At 58.2% G+C, this 19,532-nt stretch carries 22 protein-coding genes, 1 tRNA gene and 2 pseudogenes; 16 read left to right on the top strand and 9 right to left on the bottom strand.

Translation table 11 applies throughout. The features are described from left to right. Nucleotides 1-44: 44 nt before the first annotated feature. The 4 genes and pseudogenes from JCM25414_RS01030 to JCM25414_RS24010 form a co-directional block, all read right to left on the bottom strand. Nucleotides 45-1,568 (bottom strand): efflux transporter outer membrane subunit, encoded by a 1,524-nt coding sequence (locus tag JCM25414_RS01030; RefSeq protein ID WP_025840444.1) that lies wholly within the window; start codon nucleotides 1,566-1,568, stop codon nucleotides 45-47. Nucleotides 1,569-1,570: 2 nt separating this feature from the next. After that, nucleotides 1,571-2,481 (bottom strand): annotated as a pseudogene (locus JCM25414_RS15670) (efflux RND transporter periplasmic adaptor subunit). Nucleotides 2,482-2,553: 72 nt separating this feature from the next. Further along, nucleotides 2,554-2,748: a DUF1656 domain-containing protein gene (locus JCM25414_RS01020; protein ID WP_025840443.1), complete on the bottom strand. Its 195-nt coding sequence runs from the start codon at nucleotides 2,746-2,748 to the stop codon at nucleotides 2,554-2,556. Nucleotides 2,749-3,016: 268 nt separating this feature from the next. Then, nucleotides 3,017-3,244: a hypothetical protein gene (locus JCM25414_RS24010; RefSeq protein ID WP_242403210.1), complete on the bottom strand. Its 228-nt coding sequence runs from the start codon at nucleotides 3,242-3,244 to the stop codon at nucleotides 3,017-3,019. Between the two features lie 62 nt (nucleotides 3,245-3,306). On the opposite strand from JCM25414_RS24010, the gene JCM25414_RS24005 reads away from it, so the two are divergent. Further along, nucleotides 3,307-3,459 carry a hypothetical protein gene (locus JCM25414_RS24005; RefSeq protein ID WP_242403209.1) on the top strand — a complete coding sequence of 51 codons (153 nt, stop codon included), beginning with the start codon at nucleotides 3,307-3,309 and terminating at the stop codon, nucleotides 3,457-3,459. Between the two features lie 166 nt (nucleotides 3,460-3,625). Here JCM25414_RS24005 and JCM25414_RS01010 read toward each other — a convergent pair whose 3' ends face one another. Then, nucleotides 3,626-3,859, bottom strand: coding sequence for a hypothetical protein (locus JCM25414_RS01010; protein WP_025840442.1), 234 nt, complete (start codon nucleotides 3,857-3,859; stop codon nucleotides 3,626-3,628). Between the two features lie 74 nt (nucleotides 3,860-3,933). Here JCM25414_RS01010 and JCM25414_RS01005 point away from each other — a divergent pair, with 74 nt between their 5' ends. From JCM25414_RS01005 to JCM25414_RS22150, 15 genes and pseudogenes are all read left to right on the top strand, one after another. After that, nucleotides 3,934-5,043 carry an ABC transporter ATP-binding protein gene (locus JCM25414_RS01005; RefSeq protein ID WP_025840441.1) on the top strand — a complete coding sequence of 370 codons (1,110 nt, stop codon included), beginning with the start codon at nucleotides 3,934-3,936 and terminating at the stop codon, nucleotides 5,041-5,043. A gap of 305 nt (nucleotides 5,044-5,348) precedes the next feature. Then, complete coding sequence (locus JCM25414_RS15660; RefSeq protein WP_051535590.1) at nucleotides 5,349-6,305, top strand: extracellular solute-binding protein; 957 nt, start codon at nucleotides 5,349-5,351, stop codon at nucleotides 6,303-6,305. After that, a complete protein-coding gene (locus JCM25414_RS00995; protein WP_025840440.1) occupies nucleotides 6,298-6,546 on the top strand; it encodes a hypothetical protein in 249 nt (82 codons plus the stop codon). Before JCM25414_RS15660 ends, JCM25414_RS00995 begins: the two co-directional genes overlap by 8 nt. Beyond that, the gene (locus JCM25414_RS00990) at nucleotides 6,539-7,042 is read left to right on the top strand and encodes a YcgN family cysteine cluster protein (protein WP_025840439.1); all 504 of its coding nucleotides are present in this window, start codon (nucleotides 6,539-6,541) and stop codon (nucleotides 7,040-7,042) included. The genes JCM25414_RS00995 and JCM25414_RS00990 overlap by 8 nt, the downstream gene beginning before the upstream one ends. Continuing rightward, complete coding sequence (locus JCM25414_RS22745; RefSeq protein WP_159101681.1) at nucleotides 7,039-7,254, top strand: DUF45 domain-containing protein; 216 nt, start codon at nucleotides 7,039-7,041, stop codon at nucleotides 7,252-7,254. Before JCM25414_RS00990 ends, JCM25414_RS22745 begins: the two co-directional genes overlap by 4 nt. Beyond that, the gene (locus tag JCM25414_RS15655) at nucleotides 7,251-7,709 is read left to right on the top strand and encodes a M48 family metallopeptidase (protein ID WP_148300882.1); all 459 of its coding nucleotides are present in this window, start codon (nucleotides 7,251-7,253) and stop codon (nucleotides 7,707-7,709) included. Before JCM25414_RS22745 ends, JCM25414_RS15655 begins: the two co-directional genes overlap by 4 nt. Nucleotides 7,710-7,762: 53 nt before the next feature. Next, a tRNA-Leu gene (locus JCM25414_RS00980) sits at nucleotides 7,763-7,848 on the top strand. Between the two features lie 87 nt (nucleotides 7,849-7,935). Next, nucleotides 7,936-8,100: pseudogene (locus JCM25414_RS26265) on the top strand (DUF6538 domain-containing protein); the annotation flags it as partial. Between the two features lie 15 nt (nucleotides 8,101-8,115). Next, nucleotides 8,116-9,579: a tyrosine-type recombinase/integrase gene (locus tag JCM25414_RS00975; RefSeq protein WP_148300881.1), complete on the top strand. Its 1,464-nt coding sequence runs from the start codon at nucleotides 8,116-8,118 to the stop codon at nucleotides 9,577-9,579. 238 nt (nucleotides 9,580-9,817) lie between these two features. Next, on the top strand, nucleotides 9,818-10,333 hold the full coding sequence (locus JCM25414_RS22740) for a hypothetical protein (protein ID WP_148300880.1): 516 nt from the start codon (nucleotides 9,818-9,820) through the stop codon (nucleotides 10,331-10,333). 511 nt (nucleotides 10,334-10,844) lie between these two features. Next, nucleotides 10,845-11,156 (top strand): hypothetical protein, encoded by a 312-nt coding sequence (locus JCM25414_RS00965; RefSeq protein WP_148300879.1) that lies wholly within the window; start codon nucleotides 10,845-10,847, stop codon nucleotides 11,154-11,156. A 167-nt stretch (nucleotides 11,157-11,323) separates the two neighbouring features. Beyond that, nucleotides 11,324-12,184: a hypothetical protein gene (locus JCM25414_RS00960; RefSeq protein WP_148300878.1), complete on the top strand. Its 861-nt coding sequence runs from the start codon at nucleotides 11,324-11,326 to the stop codon at nucleotides 12,182-12,184. Between the two features lie 430 nt (nucleotides 12,185-12,614). Then, nucleotides 12,615-13,118, top strand: a complete 504-nt coding sequence (locus JCM25414_RS00955) for a hypothetical protein (RefSeq protein WP_159101679.1) — start codon at nucleotides 12,615-12,617, stop codon at nucleotides 13,116-13,118. Nucleotides 13,119-13,225: 107 nt separating this feature from the next. Continuing rightward, on the top strand, nucleotides 13,226-15,274 hold the full coding sequence (locus JCM25414_RS00950; protein ID WP_148300877.1) for a type III restriction endonuclease subunit R: 2,049 nt from the start codon (nucleotides 13,226-13,228) through the stop codon (nucleotides 15,272-15,274). Then, nucleotides 15,274-15,753, top strand: a complete 480-nt coding sequence (locus JCM25414_RS22150) for a helicase-related protein (protein WP_025840432.1) — start codon at nucleotides 15,274-15,276, stop codon at nucleotides 15,751-15,753. Before JCM25414_RS00950 ends, JCM25414_RS22150 begins: the two co-directional genes overlap by 1 nt. 690 nt (nucleotides 15,754-16,443) lie before the next feature. On the opposite strand, the gene JCM25414_RS22735 is transcribed toward JCM25414_RS22150, so the two are convergent. From JCM25414_RS22735 to JCM25414_RS23525, 4 genes are all read right to left on the bottom strand, one after another. Further along, nucleotides 16,444-17,094, bottom strand: a complete 651-nt coding sequence (locus tag JCM25414_RS22735) for a hypothetical protein (RefSeq protein WP_148300876.1) — start codon at nucleotides 17,092-17,094, stop codon at nucleotides 16,444-16,446. After that, entirely contained in the window at nucleotides 17,091-17,510 is a 420-nt protein-coding gene (locus tag JCM25414_RS00930; RefSeq protein WP_035442373.1) for a RusA family crossover junction endodeoxyribonuclease, read from the bottom strand. The genes JCM25414_RS22735 and JCM25414_RS00930 overlap by 4 nt, the downstream gene beginning before the upstream one ends. A 407-nt stretch (nucleotides 17,511-17,917) precedes the next feature. Further along, nucleotides 17,918-18,751 (bottom strand): TIGR02391 family protein, encoded by an 834-nt coding sequence (locus JCM25414_RS00925; protein WP_051535588.1) that lies wholly within the window; start codon nucleotides 18,749-18,751, stop codon nucleotides 17,918-17,920. Beyond that, a complete protein-coding gene (locus tag JCM25414_RS23525; RefSeq protein WP_199897557.1) occupies nucleotides 18,720-19,181 on the bottom strand; it encodes a hypothetical protein in 462 nt (153 codons plus the stop codon). The genes JCM25414_RS00925 and JCM25414_RS23525 overlap by 32 nt, the downstream gene beginning before the upstream one ends. Between the last annotated feature and the right edge of the window lie 351 nt (nucleotides 19,182-19,532).

Genomic DNA, 19,532 nt, shown 5'->3' with positions numbered 1-19,532 from the left:
AAGAGCGCACACAGCCTCTCAGACCGCAAGCCATTGCGACCGGCCTAGCGGGAGAAGGCCTTGGCCAGAATACTCTGCTTGGCTGCATCGATTGGCAAGGCCGTGTCACGCAGTGCCAGCCCCTGCCAACCCGCCCCCATGGCAGTATAGAGAGCCACCGTATCGTGCAGACGAGCCGTGCGAGCCACGGCTTCACGGTCCTGCGCGCCCAGAAGCATGCGCTGCGTTGTCAGCACATTGATGTAATCGGTCAGACCTGCCGCATAGAGGCGGCGTGCGCGGTCTGCCGCAAGCCCGCTATCGAGCGAAGCCTGATGAAGCTGGGCCACATAATGGTCGTTATGGAGCCACGACGTCATGGCGTCTTCGACTTCACGGAAGGCATTGAGCACCGTCTTGCGATAGGTCAGGCGGCTCGCCTCGGCACGTGCGCGGGCCTCGACGACCTGCGAGGTAAAGCGCCCGCCATGCATGATCGGCAGGGTGGCCAGCATTATGAAAGACCAGCTCATCGAATTGACCTGAAACGCCTGATACATGGCCGAAGCGTTCGGGTTAAAGGTGAGCGGTATCGAGAATTTCGGATAGAGCTGCGCCACCGCAACACCGATACGCGCTGTCGTCTCGGCATAGCCCCGCTCGGCTGCCCGTATATCGGGGCGATTGGCCACGACGATCGACGGTAACGTCGCCGGGAAATGCGGCATGACCGGCAGCGAGGCAGTGCCGTTCGGAAGCGCCTCGAGTTCGGCCTTGAGATCGCCCGGCATATCGCCGAGCAGCACGCTCACCCCGTGGCTCAACGTATCGATCTGAGCCTTGAGCGGCTCCAGCGACGCCTGCTCGCTATCGAGTTCGCTCTGAGCCTGCGCGGTCTGGAGGGTGTTGCCGATCCCTTCGAGATAGAGGCGTTTGGTCAGATCGACCTCGTTCTGCGCATTCTTGACATTGGCCTGCGCGATTGCCAGACGCAATTGCGCCCCACGCAGAGAGATATAGGCCCGCACCAGATCGGAAAGCAGCGTCATGAGCGTGGCGCGACGATCTTCAATGCTGACATCAATGGCACGCTCGCTGGCCTCGACCTCGCGACGGATACGGCCGAAAGCATCAATTTCCCAGCTCGCCTGCGCCCCGTAGGTCAGCACCGAGGCTTCGGGGCGGTTTTGCGGGTTGCCGGGTCGGATCGGCCAGTTATCGATATTGATCGAATAGCGGCTGGAACCGCCCCCCGCATTGGCATCGAGTTGCGGATACCAGGCCGAAGCCGCCTCCTCGCGCATCGCACGCCCGGCAATGATGCGCTGGTCGGCAATGAGCAGATCGTAATTGCCCTTGATCGCCTGGGCGACCAGCCTGTTGAGCAGAGGGTCGTTATACTGCCCCCACCACTCTTTCATCTCCGCTTCCGTGCGGGCAATCTCTTCGGGTGTTGCTGCGTGATCGCTCTCGACGAAGCCATTGGGCAGCTTCATGCGATCGGGCGTATAATGCGGCCCCACCGTGCATCCGGCGAGAAGAGAAACAGCGAGTGTCAGGGCGGCGAGCCTGCGTGGGAAAGGAACCATGATCAGAGATGATTCTGCAGCCAGGTGGTGAGTCTCCCGCGCTGGCCCTGGGGAGGCGTACCGACCGTTACCGTACAGGTCATGCCCGCTGCGAGAATGACCTCGGGCGGCACACGGTCGAGATGGATACGCACCGGAATACGCTGCGCCAGACGCACCCACGTGAAAATGGGGTTCACATCCTGAAGGCCAAGCTTGTCGGGCGAGCCATTCTGGTCGTTGATGCCGCGAGCGATAGAGACGACATGGGCAGGCACGATCTCACGATAGCCCATGAGTTTCACGCGGGCGACGTCTCCCACATGGACACCCCACATTTTCGTCTCTTCGAAATAGGCATTGATCCAGAAGCTGTCGGCATCGATGACCGCCATGTGCGACTGGCTTCATGCGCGTAATCGCCCACACGCAGATTGAGGTTGGTCACATACCCCTCAACGGGCGAATAGACGATCGAGCGCTGCAGGTTCAGCCGCGCCACATCGAGCGACGCGCGGGCGGCATTGACTGCATCTACCTGCGTCTCGACATTCGAGTTGTAGATTTCCTGCTCTTCGGCAGAGACAATACCGTTAAGCCCCATACGGCGCTTGGCGTCGTTGCGGCGCAGCTTCAGATCTTCTTCCGCGCTTGCCAGATGGGCTTCAGCTTCACGGATGGCGAGGCGAAATCTGACCGGATCGATCACGAAAAGCGGATCGCCACGATGAACGAAATCATTGTCATGCACCGGCACGCTGACAACCGTGCCCGAAACTTCGGGTGCTGCATCCACGACATAGACCCGCACGCGCCCGTCACGCGTCCAAGGGGCGATCATGTAGGTCTCCCACAGCGTGTACCCCAGAAGGAGCGTCACCCCGAGCACTGCTAATGTCAGAAAAACACGGATCAGCGTACGGGCGAACAGCACGAAGGAGATTCCTTGCCATGATGGGAGGGGACGGATCGTTTCACGAGGAAACCCGCGTGAACCTCTGGCCGTTCAGACATACAGCACCATGAGGCACAACACGCAGACGTAAAGCGCCACCTCGAAAAGGGCGACATGCCAGAACCACTCGATGGCACCAGTGCGCCAGAGCAGAAAGCGGATGAACAAGGTAACGGGGATCGCAGCGAGCGAATAGACGGCAATGGGAGAGATCAATACGCCGAATAGATTGAATTCTGCGAGCATCTGCCTCCCTCACCCCTTCTTGCATCGACCTTTCGGGATCAGAAAGAGGAGAGCATAGCCCGGCAGGATGAAAAACCGTAGTTCTTCATCATCTCGCCAGGATGCGGACACCAGATGATACGACCTGACCGAACCCGGGGCGCTTCGGACAACCAGCCTGAAGCACCTGCCGAAAGGTCATAGGGGAAACAGGGCGCTCCTGCCAGAAGGCAAACCTGAATTTTGCATTAGATTTCTGGCAAGAAAGGTCACAAGCCGTTCAGGCTGTTCATCGGCGGGTGAAGATGTTGCGTACGGCGCCGAAGAGCTGCTTGCCAGTGAAGCGCCCGACCGGGCCGATCAGCAGGCCCATCAGCGTCGAGAGCGCAAGCGTCTGCTTGAATTCTATCATCTTGCGATCACGGCGCAGACGCGCCTCGAACTCGACCGGGTCGGCAATGTTGCGCGTGCCAAGCAGGGCAAAGACGATCACGAAGAGCAGATCGATGCCAAGCACCGAGCAGGCCGCAGCAAAGGCCGAAAAATGCAGGACGCTGAAGCGAAGGCCCAGAGCACGGCATGAAACGAAACCAGAGCGAAAAGGCCGAAGATGGCGGCAATGATGAAATAGGCAACACGGCGACCGACGCGCATGGCCACGCGCTGCATCACCTCACCTTGTGCCTTGAGGCTTCCTGCCCGACATCGATGACCTTCATGGAGATTCGCTAGCCTTTATCGTGTGTTCGTATCAGGGGCGAACCTGCAAGATCGGATCCGAAACAGGACAGACCGCCTTGCCCGCACCTGATACGGGTTGGAACGAGAGGCCGCCCTGTCTCGGAAGAGACGGCCTATTTGGAGACACGTCCTGCAATAAAGCCAATGACGGCAGAAATCAAAACAGCAGCAAGGGGACGCGCCCGGACACGTGCTTCAGCATTGTGCAGCTGAACATCGGTGATCTCGCGCGCATTGGCAACCGCCTGATCGGCGCGGTCGGCAACATCAAGGAGGGCCGGTTGATGCGATCCTTAAGAAGCTGCTCAAGCTGGCTCTTGAGACCGTCGATCTGCTCCTGCGCCGACTTGGCAGCGGCGTCGGCGGTGTGCTTGACGTCTGTTTTGCTCATGTCACAACTCCTTGCGCGGTGAAAACCGCGTCTAGTGGTTTGGGCTCAAACGTTCTGAAGAGAGGCGAGGTTTCATGTCTGCGTTATCACGTGACCGCAAATTTCCCCTCGAGATCGAGGCGCTCGCGCTTGATGAGGCTGCGGAGCCGTTTTCCCTTCGTCTCGGCCAGAGCGAAGCTCTCAGCCTCTTGAGTGAAGACGCCCAGAGCCTTAGTCTGTTCTGCGACGTGCTTGGGGGGTTCGCACAGCCAGCCAGCGGGAAGATCCTTCTCGACGGGCAGGACATCACTCGCGAGCCTCCGGAGCGCCGTGCGATCGTGCTGGTCTCTCCGAGAGAGCCGGTTTTTGGGCATCTCGATGTTGCTGCCAATATTGCCCTCCCCCTGCGCGCCAAGGGCGCCGCAGCGCAGCTTGTCGACGCGACCGTAAAAAAGATGCTCGCCCTTGTCGGCCTTGATGCCCAGATGGGCCTGCCCGGCGATCAGTTGACTCCCGAGCAGAGAATAAGACTCAAACTGGCCCGGGCGCTGGCCGGGGCGCCCTCCGTCCTTATCCTTGACGGATTGCTGAGCGCGCTCGACTTGCGCGCAGCCAGCAAGACCCGCGATCTGGTATCCAGATTGCAACGAGCCCTGGGTCTCACCCTCATTCATGCCGCCCGCAGCCGGGAAGACGCGCTCTGGCTCGGCGGACGCATCGCGCTCCTCGACGGGCAGTCTCTGGTTCAATGTGCCGATGCGGCGACATTGATGGAACGCCCGAGCGATGCGCGCAGTGCCAGGCTGTTCGGGGAAGCCAATCTCCTGACTGGACGAGTGCTGGAAATAGAGGACGATGTCGCACGCATTCACCTCGCCTGTGGCGGCGTGGTCGAGGCCATGGCAGACGCCGAACTTGCCGAAGATGCGCTGTGCATTCTCTGCATCCGCCCTGACCGTATGACCCCTCTTTTCGGCACTCCCATGGCAGGTGACGAAGAGACACCTCCGTTGCTGGCAAGCGTCCAGTCCGTTCTTCATACAGGCGAGCATATTCGCTTCAGGCTGCGCTTGGCCGATGGCGCAGAAATCGAAATGCGCCGCCCTCTTTTGCAATCCCTGCGCGGCGTAACCCACGGCACCTCGCTGCAACTTGCATGGCAGGCCAGTCAGGCTGTGGCCTTTCCCATGAAAGACGATCTATAAGAAAAATTCTGCTTTCACCTTCAACCGGAAAGGGTGTTATCTGCACACGTCTCCACCCTCTTCCAGACATGGCCGCAAGCGCCTGCCTCGCGACGTCGTGCGGGATGGATGATGGTGCTCACACTGTGCCTGCCCGTCGCGGCTCAGGCGACGCCGCATCATGCCGCGCATCATGTCGTGCATCGCGCCAAGACGAAAAAAGCCAACCGCCCTGTGGCTGCTACGCGCCCCGTTCTGGCCGTCGTGTCGGGAAGTATCGACGCCCATTCGCTTCTGATGCCCGATCAGCCGTATCCGCTGCGGGAGTGGGACGCAGCCTCGCCACATTGCGCCAGGCTGCCCAGACACGCACAGCTCCCTGGCTGGCCGTCATGGTGGACAACACAACGCTTTATGCTGCCTGCCGTGACGGCGTGGTGCAGACCCTGCCCACGCCCAACGCATCGACTGCCTCGCATGGAGCGGCCAATTCCCCCTGCGGCATACCGGCTGGTGAGGAAAGCATCGTTCTGGCCTGGGATCGCGGGCGGCTGGGCGAAGCTGCGCCGGACTGGGGCGATTTCTGGGATATCGCCCGCCATCCCGGCAAGCGTGCGCTGCGCCTCGACCCGCGTGGCACGCTCGAAATTGCGCTCATGGCCGATGGCGTCGCACCGCGTGACGTCTACAACGTTCTTTCCTCACCTGCGGGTGTCGACCGCGCCTTTCGCAAGCTCGACCAGCTCAGGCCCTATCTCGTCTGGTGGCGCACCGCCGAGGAGGCGAGCCGGATTATGAATAGCGGTGCGGCGCTCATGCTGTCGACGCCCTTCGACCGTCTGGCCGATCTCGGACAGAAGATTTCGTTCTCAGTCCAGTGGCGGCAGTCGCTCCGCCAGAAGCTGTCCTGGGCGATCCCGCGCAATGTGCCGGCGGACCAGACGGAAACAATCATCAAAATGTTGCGTGATCAGACGCCGCTTCATGATGACACGCAGGATGCCCCTCAGGATGGGCGCGATCTGGGCAGCCTCTCGATGAGCGATGGCTTCTGGGCAATCAATTTCGATGCCTTGCAAAAGCGCTTCCAGACCTGGCTGACGTCGACGCATGATGGTCGAACTCGCGCTCCTCATTATGGGAGCCGCCTTCTGCCTTATCACTCTGGCCCTGTTACGGCTGATCATGCCGAAGGCCTTGCCGCGCCTTCTCGTAGGGAGCGCGTCGGGAGCATTGGTCGGGGCATGCTGGCTGAGCGTCACTCATGCAGGGCCTATGCATAAAGGAGCCCTCTTTGGTGCGGGCGTTTTGCTGACCCCTTTCTGCCTGCTGCCCATCACCCGGCGTCTTTCAGGCAGGTTCGAAGGCCTCGCGCGCGCTGCGGCAGGTTTGGGAGCAGGGCGTTCGGCCAGAATACGCTATTTATGGCTACCACTCTTGCGCCTGCCGGTAGCCCTGTCCGGTCTCTGCCTCGCCTTTTGCCTGGCGCTTTGCCTGTTTCTTTCGAGCATCGCCCATGGCTGACTCCCCGTTTCCTTTCTGGCAGACAACCTCTCTTGCAGACATGAGCAAGGAAGAATGGGAGTCGCTATGCGATGGCTGCGGCAAATGCTGCCTGCACAAGCTGCGCGACGACGAAACCGACGCTATCTATTTCACGAATGTTGCGTGCCGCCTGCTCGATCTCGAATCCTGCCGTTGCTCCAGCTATGAGACGCGCTTTCGAAAAGTACCAGACTGCGTCTCACTGACACCCGACATTCTGGCCGATATCGACTGGCTTCCCCCGAGCTGCGCCTATATTCTGATACGCGATGGGCAAGATTTGCCTGAATGGCACCCTCTGCGCTCGGGCTCTGCGGAGTCCATTCATGAAGCGGGCATCTCAGGACGGGGCAAGATGATCAGCGAGCGTGAGGCCGGTTTGCTTGAAGATCATCTCGTCGACTGGCCTGCGGAAATCCCTTCCGGAGTGGCGCGCAAGAAACGCAAGCGCAAGCCCCGCAAGACTGCCCGGTGATCACGACAGATCGACCCATTCTCTGGCGTCGTTCTGCCCGTGCGCGCCGCCTCTCGCTGCGTATAGACCCGGTGCTTCGACAGGTTGTCGTCACCTGCCCACTCTCACTCTCACTCAAACGCGCCAAGGATTTCGTTTCGGCCCACTCACCCTGGATAGACGAGAAACTCGCGGCTCTGCCTGCGACGCCAAGCTGGTGCCTTTGCAGATGATCCTCTTGAACGATCATGCGGTCACACTGCATCATGCCCCCGAGCAGCGCCGACCAGCTTTACTGGAGGCGGCACGCCTCACGATAGGCGGGCCTATCGAGCGCTTCGAAGCCCGGACACTCTGCTTCTTGAAAAACCATTCGAGTATCACCCTGCCCGCGCAGCTCAACCACCATGCCGTCACGATGAGGGCCATACCCACCAGCATTGTGTGCGGCAATGCCAGAACACGCTGGGGCAGCTGCGCTCGCACTGGCCGGATCATGCTCAACTGGCGCCTTGCTCTGATGCCCCAAACCGTGCGCGACTACGTCATGATACATGAACTCGCGCATCTCACGCATTTCGATCATAGCCGCGCATTCTGGCATCATGTCGAGCGCTTTCACCCCAAGAGACGTCAGGCGCAGAGCTGGCTCAAGGAACACGGCGCAGGACTGCTCGCCCTCGGCTGACCGTTGGGGATTTGCACGCCCCTTCCCTCGTGCTAGAGCCAGACCCGTGCTGTGCGAACTTGGCGGAATGGTAGACGCACGAGACTTAAAATCTCGAGTCCGTAAGGGCGTGTGGGTTCGAGTCCCATAGTTCGCACCACTATCTCATTGAAAATGATAGGTTTTTTGGCTCTCAACGCGTCAAACCGGGGTTGCCCCGGAATTCTTCCCAGAATGGGAAAGTTTGATGCTGCGTCTGATCGGGTCCCGATACCATTTTCGCAGGGCCGTGCCGAAGAATATCCAGCCTCTCCTGAGGCGGTCCGAGATCTCCCTTTCGCTTGATACTTCGGCTAAACTCGAGGCTCGCAGACGGGCGGCACAGCTATATGACCGGACCGGACAGTTCTTCGACAAGGTGCGCGCCATGAGTGACTCGAAAGCCCGACCGCCCACACCAGACGAGATCATCACTTTTTATGAGAGCTTCGTTCGCGATACCGAGTCTGCCCATGCCATCGAAATGCGCCTGCTCGAACTCAAGCATGAGAGGGAAATGACAGAGGTTCAGGTACGCTTCCTCGAGTTCAACAACCTCGTGACGCGTTTTCTCTCCATCATCGGCCCCTATCTTGCCAAGGATACCGAGCGGCTCGAAACGATGCGGAAAATCGTGAAGAAGGATCTGCCTGAAGCGCGTGCGGAGGCCGCTAATCTGGCCGCTCAGGTCGATCTCCTAAAAAACATCGTCGTCGACATTGGAACGGCCAGGAAGAGCGAAACTATCGCCCCAGTGCCGCTGACTGCTGAACCAGACCCACGCAAACCATCCACGCCAGGGAAAAAGCTTGCAAGCTCAGGTTCCCGCTCAAAGCTTCTGACGGTCAGCATGGCGGCGGAGCGTTTTATTTACCCAGATACCAATCGCTCAGAGGATACGAAACGCGGCACGCGCAAAGCGCTTAACCTGTTCATCGATGCCTTCGGCGACATGGAGGTCGAACGGATTACCGGCGAGACCGCAGGCGAGTTCCGTGATCTCCTCTTCCGTCTTCCCTCCACCCACGGCAAGGAGCGCAACGGTCGTTCGATCCGTGACGAGGTCGCGCGCGCTGAAACCGAGAAGCTCGAGACCATCAGCGCCAAGACGGTCAAGAACCACTTCTCTCGTCTATCCGCTCTTTGGGCGCTCCTGCTGCAGCGTGATCTGGTGTCACGCAATGTCTGGGCAGGCTGGGACTACCATGTCACGAAGAAGGTCGAACGACGCTGCTTCAGCGACGCTGAGCTAGCGCAGCTCAGTGCGACACCATGGGCGAGCCGCACGCCCTCTGCACGCACGGCAGCCGCAATCATCAATATTGCTGCCTACACAGGTATGAGACTCGGTGAGATCTGCAACCTGCGATGCGCCGATATCGAAATGATGGAAGGTGTCGCCTGTTTCCAGATCCGCCCGCACAGCGAGAGCGGATGGTCCCCAAAGACACAGGCTGGCACACGCATCGTACCGATCCACCCTGAGCTGATTGCAAAGGGTATTCTGTCTTTCATGAAGCCCGATCAGGTCTGGCTGTTTCCGGATCTGGTCGTCACAAAAACCGGCGACCGTTCGGCAAGCTTCTCTCAGGCCTTTGCGCGCCTGCGAAGCAGAGCCGGACTCCCTAGGGAAGTCTGTTTCCACAGCTTCCGACACACAGTCTCGACTAAGCTACGCAACACCGGGCATGAACTACGGGAGATCTGGATTGACCGTCTCCTGGGGCATGAAGCGACGCATCGAAGCCAGGGGACCACGAACTACACCTCCGCGATTGATGTCCCTAACCTCAAGCGTGTTGTCGAAGCGATCAGTTACAAGACGCTTGATCTAACAATTCCCGAAAGTTGAGCGGAGACACATCTTTAGACATCAGTTCGTCCGCTTTCGCCTACATCTCAGACGTGAGTGGGATAGAAGTAATTTCTGCATAGCAGACATTATTAGTTAAAAATTCTTCTTAGAGTCTTACCCGAAGGTTTTTTTAACAATGAATTTTCTCTTGATCTTCATCGTGTCAGCATGCGGATTTTCATGTAATTTGGACGCGTAGATAAAGAGGAAACGGGAATCTGGGAGGCGTCGAAAGGTGGCAACTGAAACATTTGGACAGGACAAAATAAACCAGTTGCCGACCATGCGATGGGGGCTGCTTGGACCCGAACAGCTTGCGGGATCGCGCCGAACGCGGACGCTCGGTCTGGGAGCCGCCGTGCGGAAGTTCAACCAACTCGCTGTGCCTGGTCTGGGCGGGGTGTGGTTTGCCAAGCAACTTTTTCTCGCGACGCTTGGCGTCCGGATTGCCGATCGGCTGCGCTTAAGCAGCACCAACGTCAAAGCAATAGAGATTGCCAACGCGGTGGAGGCGCTGGCGTGCTGGTGTGCATTTAGAAACAATGGTTGGACGAGTGACTCTCGGCTGCGCGGCCGCCAAAAGCTGACCGGCACAGACGACCTGACCTTCTCGCGACTGCGCCAGCCACGATTCTATGTCACTCAGCCCATGCGCATGCGACCGTGGAAGCACTGGTTGATCTTGGCTTCGTCGAACCTGGGAGCCAGCGGTTCAATAGTTTTCGTTGTACACAAGTCGGCATGGATTTGATCGAAGCCGCCACGGCCGGACATAGACCGTATAAGGCCACCGTTGAGGACTACCTGTTCGGACGCGCCAAAGACGGTGCCGTCATCAGAGACACAGACAATCTGCGGAATGCCCTCTCGCCGTTGATCGTTCTGCCTCCTGATGCGCGGATACTCGTTCGCGACAAGCTCTGCGAAGGTGCCGGCCGGAACCCCGAAGCAGCCCGAAGGAAGAACGCCCTTGGCTGGGTTCGTTCTCTTGATGTGACTCGCCCTGCCGGGTGGGAGACGAAGCCAGCGATACTTGATGCGAATCACTGGGACGATCTTCGGCTGGGCGCCCAATTCTTCACAGCGCGAGACGCCGCCATCGACGTGTTGAACGCCATTGAGGCACAGATGGCGCCGATGCTGCGCCGAAACTTGCTGCAGACGCCGCATACACGCTTTCCCCCGTACAGATGCGGCTTGGGACACTGCGTGAAGCGGCGCACCGTTTTCTGGATGAGGGCAAGGACCCGACTGAAGGACGCATGGCGACGATTTTCTGCCGACAGTGCACAGAAGGTGATTCTGTGGCCATCATCCGGAACCTCGTCAGGCGCGATGATCGGGTATTGCGGCTGGTCGGAAACGATGTGCTGCCGGGCGGGGCTTTCTCCCGACAGCCTGAAGCGGAAATCTCGGAAGATGAAGGCGAGGGAGCAGATGCCGACAATGCGGGCCGCGTGCCTGTCCCGGGCGGCATCTCCGGCCGCGTCCGCAATCTTTATCTCCTCGATCTGGACCTTGAGGGACGACTTGCAGATTTCCTGAACCCGCCGGTGGCCGAAGAAGCGGCATGAGTTTCAAGCCAGCCTCTCTCGCCCAGCTTTTTGATCCACCCGAGCAATATCAGGGAATCTTCGGCTGGCTTTGCGGATACGCAGCCGATGCCGGTTTCCTGGAGGATGCCCTTGAACGCTTCTCCGGCTTGACCCGGGCTCGACGTGCCTATCAGGGCCGGATTCTGTTGGCCGTGATGCTCAATCCCGGAAATCCACAAATTGCGCCCGCAGAAGCACCGGGCGCTCTGCATCTGCCCGTAAAGACTGCGAATCTGCCCTTTGCACTCCTGCACGCCAAGGTCGCGGTCATCAGCTTCAGGGGCGAGGACAGCGACCGCTTTGTCCTACGCATCATCGTGTCAACCGGCAATTGGACACGCCAGACGCTTGAAGAAAGCCTCGACCTCGCCTGGCACCTCGATATCGTCGGCCGGGATACGAACAATAACGTTGCTCCTCAGGACCGTACCGATCTGGCCGCAGCCTGGAATTTCCTATCTTGGCTCCAGCAATTCTTCGATCTTCGCCCCCTCGAACGCATTTCAGGGAAAGACAACGAGTCGACCGATGCTGCAGCCAAATTTGCCGCATGGATTGGCCAGATTGCCAAACGCCAGACGGAGTACCCTCCCCACTTCTTCGACAGTCGGGAGCGCTCCCTATTTGAACAGCTTCCAGACCTTGTGAGGCATCACGGGGGCAATGCCAGGCGCAACTATCTTGCACTGGGGTCCGGCTTTTTCGAGGGCGAAGGGGCGCATGATACCTTCATCCCTGAGCAGATATGTGAGACCCTAAAAGAGAAATCGCTAGTCACAATGAGCTGCGAAAAGAGCCTCTTCGTCAACCCGCTCGCTTGTCAGGCGGTCGCCGCTCGACAGTCCTGGATCGAGGCAAAGGCTGGACCATACACGCTGCCGGCATGCCGGCCTACTTTGGCGCCTTCCCGCGCTCTCTCCACGCCAAATTCATCTTCAGTGCCAATTGGAGCAAAAAGTCTAACAATTGCAGCAGCCCTTGGGTCTATCTCGGGTCCGGCAACCTGACCAAACCCGGCTTGATGAACAAGGCAGGTTCGTTAGGAAACCTCGAAGCCGGTGTTGTCTTTGCCCCTGAAGCCCTGAGGTGGTCCGTTGAGGGCAAAAAAGACGAGGGAGGAGATGTCGTCACCAACCGGCTTCCCATTCACTGGGACGATGCGGAGGAGACACCTTTACCGACGCTACAGGCTGGGCAGGACATGCCGGAGCGCGATGCCGCCTTCGTTGCCGCGCCCGTCGCTCTGTTTCTCTGGAGCGAGTGGCCCGAAGGGGGGAGCCTCACCACGCAAGGGGAGGTACTGGAGGCGTTTGAGTTGTTCGATCCCGATGGGAACCCGTGCGAGCGTCTTGCAAATGGCAGCTTTACCTGGCCAGGAAAGCGTCCACGACAGGTAACCGTGGCGTGGTCGACCGAAGGAATATGCGAACGGCCAGTGTGCCGGTCATCGACCGCTACGGCCGTTATTGCGCCGCCGATCTGCCCGCGCTCGATTTGGAAGAAGCATGGATCCAGCTCGCCAATTTCCCGATGCCGCCGGAAGATGAGGAACTGGTGGGCAGTGATGCGATGGATGCCATCGACGGAGTTGTCGCCGCAGGGGTTGCCCAGGCAACATCGCCTTCTGCCTACCCGGTTCGCCGGATGATGATCCTGGTCGAGGAAATTGCAGCCAAGCAGGTCGCCATCGCAGTAACGGACTGGGCCATGTGGTGCAACCGTCTCGAACAGGTACTGACGCAGGCAAAGGACAGCGAGGTTGTAAGGGCGTTCCAGTCAATCTCGCTTAATCCGCTACACCCTTTGTTCGCACCAGCCTTCCGGCCGGCCTTTGCCGCGACCGCGCAGACGCAACAAGGCGTGCGCTACGAGGCTGCACTCAATGCGGCTATCGCGGCCTGGCAGCTTGAGAACTGCGCGAAGCTGGGGGAAACGCGTTGAAACAGAAGTTTCGGGGATGGACGGAAGTTGCGCGCCGCCTCCAAGACATGGCGAGTCCTTCGTCTGCGTTCGCTCGGCTGCTTAATGACGGGCAACGCGCAAGCCTTTTGGCAATCGCCGACCGCATCGGCAGCAACGGCGTGATTGTCGCCGACGAGGTCGGCATGGGAAAGACACGCATTGCGGTCTTTGTGGCCATGGCTGTCGTGCAAAGTGGCGGCCGATCAGCAGTCGTCATCCCGCCCGGCCTGAGCTTCCAGTGGACAAAAGAATTCCGCGATTGCGAGACAGATGTCCTGCCGGTGATTCGCAGCTTGCATGGCTATTTTGAAGCCTGGAACAACGAGGAATCTGCCTCGGCTCCGTGGTTCCGGCAGTCCATCATCATGATTTCCCATCTATTTTCTAACTGGCGGTTCGGACAGAACCCGCAGACTTGGCGATGGTGCCTGCTTCCGGAGGTCTACGCGGCAACCCGACGATTGACAGAAGGGCGTGTACCCCGTGGCTACCGCGATGCCTATTATCGTGACGCCTATGTGAAACGTGTTGTAACCGCAGCAAATTCAATCGCAGGAGCAGTACCTTCGACCTCAGGCAATCCCGCGCGTTGCCTGCTCTCACGCCTTCTCTCGGAGGTGACCTGGCCCGCCCCGCTCAACGCGGAAAACTACGGGAGCCGTCAGCCGCTTCGCGTTTGGTTTGAGAAGGTCGTCGGGCTGGGGCTTGGAGCCTTCGACCTCATCATCGTGGACGAGGCGCACAAAAATCGGTCGGAGGACGGCGGTCTGTCTACCGTGGTCGAAAACGTTATCCTTACAGGTGGTGATAGCCGTCGCCTCGCGCTGACAGCCACGCCCATCGAACTTGATGTCGGGCAATGGGAATCGACGCTCAAACGTATTGCCACGACCACGGAACAACGCCAGCCAGTCGTTGAGGCGACAGAGCGTTATGCGCAGGCGATCCGTCGCCTCCGACTGGGCTGGCGAACGAGTGGCGCAGTGCGGGACGAATATCGCGAGGCCGCCGCACAATTCCATAACGCGCTCCAGCCTTATCTTTTGCGACGCGACAAGCGCGAAGACGAAGATGTACTCAGGTTCAAAGAGGCAAGCGGGCTATCCGAACACGATTATCGGCATTTGCGCGAGGTCGCAGTTGAGTTCAACGACCTGAGTCCGGCCTGGCGCCAGGCGGTTTGTGCGGCGGAGGCGCTATCGGTTGTTCGGGAACCTGTGATGGATAGCCGGACGAAACGATTGCGCCTGACCATCGGTAACGGTCATGGCCTTGCCGGTATCATCGACCAAGCATTTTACGACAAGGAGGAGGATAAAAGGCAGGTTGAGGAAGACCGGGCTCAGGCCGATGACGAGATAGGACCGTCTGGTCTTGATTTAGTTGCCAGGCCACCGGCCGGCAATCGGTCTGCGTTGTGGGCGTCCGTCCTGCAAAATGCGTTCGGAAACGATCCGGACATCCTGTTCGATCATCCGGCGATCCTGGCGGCCATCCGAACCATCGAAGAAGAAACCGAGCGGGGCGAAAAGGTGCTGGTCTTTGGACGCTTCACTCGCCCGATGCGCGCCTTGGTGGGGCTGCTCAATGCGAGGCAGATGCTTAAGGCCGTCGAGCATGCGAATCCCTGGCCGCAAGCCAAGGTGCATGAAGACGAGTGGCCGGCCGTGCGCGCCGCACACCGCCAGTTAGCGTCGAAGGTGGACTTGACCCGGCTCGACGACCTTTTAGTCCAACGCTATCGTCGGGAAAGCGGCCAGCGTGCGAGGCACCGAGAAGGGCTTCTCGTGCGTCTGCGCGCAGGACTGGCTCATGACGCAGCCAATGGCAAATGCCTCGCCATTCTCGACGCCATCGGACGCCAGACGGCGCCCGTGACCGGCGATGATGAAGAAGACGAGCGCCACATGGCTCTGCTTGCCCGGGCTATCGCCGCAAATACCGACGGTCCGGAAGCATCTAATGCCGACCTGGCAAGCGCATTCCGAGCCTTGGTAGAAGCGGTCGCGGACCGTGATAGCGGCGAGAACAAGGAGAGGAATTCGACGAGGAACAAGCGACAAGGGCCTGGAACGTCCTCGAAGAGCATTTGCGGGAAGGATACACAAGCCGGCAAGGGGGATTCGCCCGGCTGATGTATGGTGAAACCAAGCTGCAGACGCGCCGTATGATCCAACTCGCCTTCAACCAATCGAACAGCTTCCCGCGCGTGCTCGTAGCGCAGTCGCTTGTGGGGCGCGAAGGGCTCAATCTTCACGAGAGCTGCCGGCTCGTTGTCCTGCTGCATCCCGAGTGGAATCCGGGCGTGGTCGAGCAGCAGATCGGCCGCGTCGACCGCGTGAATTCCCGATGGGCGAAGATGCTGCGGAAGGCGATTGATGCCAAGAGAAAGGGGGCCGATCTTCCCTGTATTGAAATCTGTCCGATTATCTTCAAAGGAACCTACGACGAGCACAATTGGAACGTTCTCCAGGAGCGCTGGGAGGATCTGCGCTCCCAACTGCATGGAGAAGCGGTCCCGGCGCGCCTGCGGGTGAGCGAGGACGAGGAAGGACGTGCAATCCTTGATGAAGTCGCGGCGGCCAGGCCAAACTTCTCCCCCCGGAAAATCTGACGCGCATTTGGCGAGGCACGGTACGCTATCTTTGCTGCATGGACGATAATGCCCTTTTCGCTGGTTATGGGGCTGTTCGGCATTTTTTTCCGGAGAATTGTGGTCCTGACCGGTGTATTCCCTTTCGGAGGCGCCTTTTGCAGTCGATCTGCGACTCAAGCGAACATACACGGCGGCAAAGCAGTTGCTGTCGACCTTCCGGAGGTTGCTCTGGCAAAAGCTAATGCCGTTTTTCAATACACATCTTAACTACGACGCATCAACACACAGGGCCATGCTTCGTTCACTTCCAAACCAAGCAAGCTTAAAACCGGCTATTCTGTTTCCTGCTTAACTGCTTATCCGCATCAAGGATGCAGACAGGCAGGCTTCGCCTCATTTCAGACACCCAAGCGGGTATGACGGTTAGCGGCATGGGTTTAGGCTCCTTTGGTTGGGGCATTGCCCGGTGGTACAGCATCCAGCAACACGTGAGCGCTTCGAATAACTGTTCTCGATCATCTCTTCCCGGTAACTGACATTCAACTCACCCCCTGATCTGCCTATCCGCTCAGTGAGACAGGAGCAGACAGGCGGCTTCATGTAGTCATCCACCTGCCATTTCAGGTTTCTGAAAGTTGTTATATAGATGATCGGGGTTTAGACTATCGCTGTCGTCGTAAGCGGGTTTAGCGATGCTGGTCCATTAATTTACGGAGCAAGTTCTAAAATTGAACGCGTGATAGTGACTAGAAGCGCCACATCCTCCCGAGATGGTGTTAGGTCAAGGCGTCCATGTGCAACCGCGTTTCTAATGCGGCTAAGGTACCGAAGCGTATCGGCTTCGTCAGGCGTTACATATCCCTCTGATGCCAAGGCTTCTATGAGACGGGCAGGAGACTGCGGTCGCGAGAGACTGCTAGGGAGCAGGATACGGGCCGCTGCTTCAAATACCGCCCATCCAGTTAGCAATGCCGCTATAGATCCCATTGTGTCTACAGAAGTATCAAGATGATGCAGGTGGTCATAGATGGTCTGCTTTGAGACAACCGGAATGTCTGCATCAGAACTTGTGGGGGGGGCATAGACAAAGCGCAGTTCCCAATCTGGATGCGCGTCGAAAAGCGTTCGCAGCTTGCGTTCTTGCGATCCGGACGGATGGGGCTGAGATTTGATTTCGATAGCCAGTTTCGTATCGTTCTTATATGCAACAATATCTGGTTGATACCGCTGTAGAAACTCAGGAAGAGTGTCCCGGGCGGGATGAACTACAACCCGATATCCATCCGCTTCCAGCTTGGGCACCATGATATCCAATACCGCCCGTTCAAGCTCATAACCAGATAGTGACATCGACATCATACAAGCCCCTCAGTTGGATCATCTCCAAGGCGGATGAATAGTAGTGGCTTCTCGCCATCTAACGCTTCTGATAGAACCTCGGACGGGTTAGTAAATTCAAAAATTCGGCCAGGCTCGAATTTTTGGACCCATACTCGCTCGACTTGCTTGTCATCTGCATAAATATGTTGTGACAAAGCGTCCAGAATTGGCTTCACGATATTATCGACATCACCCTGCATTTCTGTCGCCGGGAAATAGAACAATGTTATGGAAATTGGTGCTTCGGTGGAGAAATGCCCCTCAGGAAGCACATTATAGCTGGCATCTCTTACTCTACCCTTCCAGTCGTCTTTGGCGGTGGTGCGTTTGCATTGAAGAGAAACGGGTGTTCCTTGCACGATAAACTCAAGAGGGAATTGAATTTCCACGCTCATTTGTGCGCTTATTTACCGAAAGCAAGGTAGCTGCAGTAGGAATTACACGTATTAGTCAAAATATACATACAGCCTCCTCGTTCATTGTTAGAACCATAACAAGCTTTTCGGGTATATAGCATGCTCTTGAATTACGCGCTGTAAAAATTTTAGCCAGACAGACATCTCAAGAACTTTCTCAATTGCATTTGAAATTAACAATATCAAATATTTAAACTAAATCTGCCTCGTGATTGGCATAGTTTTGGAGATGTTCGCTTTCTATTTCTTTTTTAGAAAAGCGGATATTCATCTTTCGCCTTCATCGCGGGCATGCGTGCTTATGAATAGCGTTCCATAAAGCAGACATAGGCAGGACGACCTTTCTCGGGCGCGTTTAGGCCGGAAGCGGTCTGTCGACCTGATGACTAGGCCCTGCGCGGCATGGTGGCCTTGTCCAAGCGTCGATGGACCAGCGATTCCATAGAAAGAAGATCCTCGGCGTCCTCGCGCTCCATAGCCCAGTAAACGCGCGGCGCGTGCGCTGCCGGGTTCCGGAACATGCCGAACAGCCCCCGCACCAGGTTTGCGAAGCCACGCTGCTCGCTCTTCTCGTTCTCATTCTGAAGAGAGTTGATCGCCAGCATCGGAGGGTCGCCGCTAAGCGCGCGGTCAACCAATGCGGAGCCGTCGTCTATCAAGCCGGTACGCGAGCGGATTTTGTCGGCCACGCTCTTCGTGGCCTCGAGGACCGCGTGGAAGTAGTCGTCGACAAGTAGCTCAGAACGGCAGAAGGACAGCACGTCAGGATGCACACCACGTCGGACGAGATCCTCGCACATCTCGCGTGCTCGCCGCTCTGCGTCGGGGATGGTGGTCGCCTTGTTGGTCGCGCCGAGAATGCCTTCCGCGTCCACTTTGAGACCGGCAAAGGCGAGGGCGGTGTTCACCTTCATGCGAAGCGGCTCATAACGCTGAGGGTTTTGAAGATATCGCTCGGGCCTCATAGCCTTCCGGATGAACGCGATCACTCCGACACGGTCCCCCCGCTCGTTCTGGCTGGCCGCGAAGGCATTATGGAGGCGATGGCGCTTCGTCAGTTCCGGAGACGGGTCATCCATCTTCGCGACACTAAGAAGATGGCGGATCTCGCTGCCGGTTAACCCGTCGGCAGTATCGCCGAGCGCGGCAGCGATGGCCTCCATCTGACTTTGAGAGAAGGTCGCCACGTTACGGGAACTGTGCCCGGCTGATGCGGTCATGCTCCGCCATCAGGTAGCCGAGGTAACTGCGGATCAGGTTGCAGTAGAGCTCGGCATCTCCGTGCGGCATTCCGGCCGTGTTCGTGATGTCGGCTCCGTGACGGACGCGGCCGCCGGTGGGCGAGGAAAGGAAACCGTACAGCGTGGTCATCCACCCCACAACCTGCTCAAGAACTTGTCCTCGATGCTGGCGTCGGAGTTCACCTGCGATCCTGTTAAAATATTTCTCCTCAATGGTTCCTGATCCTGCATCTAGCCCGCGGAAAGCGGTTGATACGGTTTCCAAGAGCCAAAGGATTTCCGAGACCGCTTGTCGGCCGCGTCCCTCCCTAAGAAGTTGTTCCGACTGATCAAGCGATCTCTGGATGAGTTGTTGCGCTTGCTCATCGAGGGACGGCTGCCGCTCCGGCTTGATGATCGGTACCTGCATGCCGGTAAAGACAAGATTAGGCGGCTGGATCGCGTAACCGGTCTCTGCCTCCGATAAAACGCGGTTTAGCCGTTCAATTGTTGGGAAGCCCCAGTTGGCTCTTGCTCCCTAAGCTCGACACATGCCTTGCAGAATGCATTGATAAAGAGAGGTGCGTTCTCGGCCGCCCCATGCATGAGGTTCGCGAGGTCACCCTCAGCCCAGCTCAAGGAAGAGCTTCTATGGCTGGGAAGCCCTGCCGCCCCGGCAAAACGCACCTTGAAGAATTCAATTACGTTCCAGCGGTCGCCCTGAGACGCGACCCTCGAGATAAGGTCATCGAATTGATTGATGACTATCGAGGGGAGGGGA

The organism is Asaia platycodi JCM 25414 (assembly GCF_000614545.1).
Lineage (GTDB): Bacteria > Pseudomonadota > Alphaproteobacteria > Acetobacterales > Acetobacteraceae > Asaia > Asaia platycodi.
Note: the sequence above shows the minus strand (reverse complement) of the source record. Positions and strands in the feature narration are given on the sequence as shown.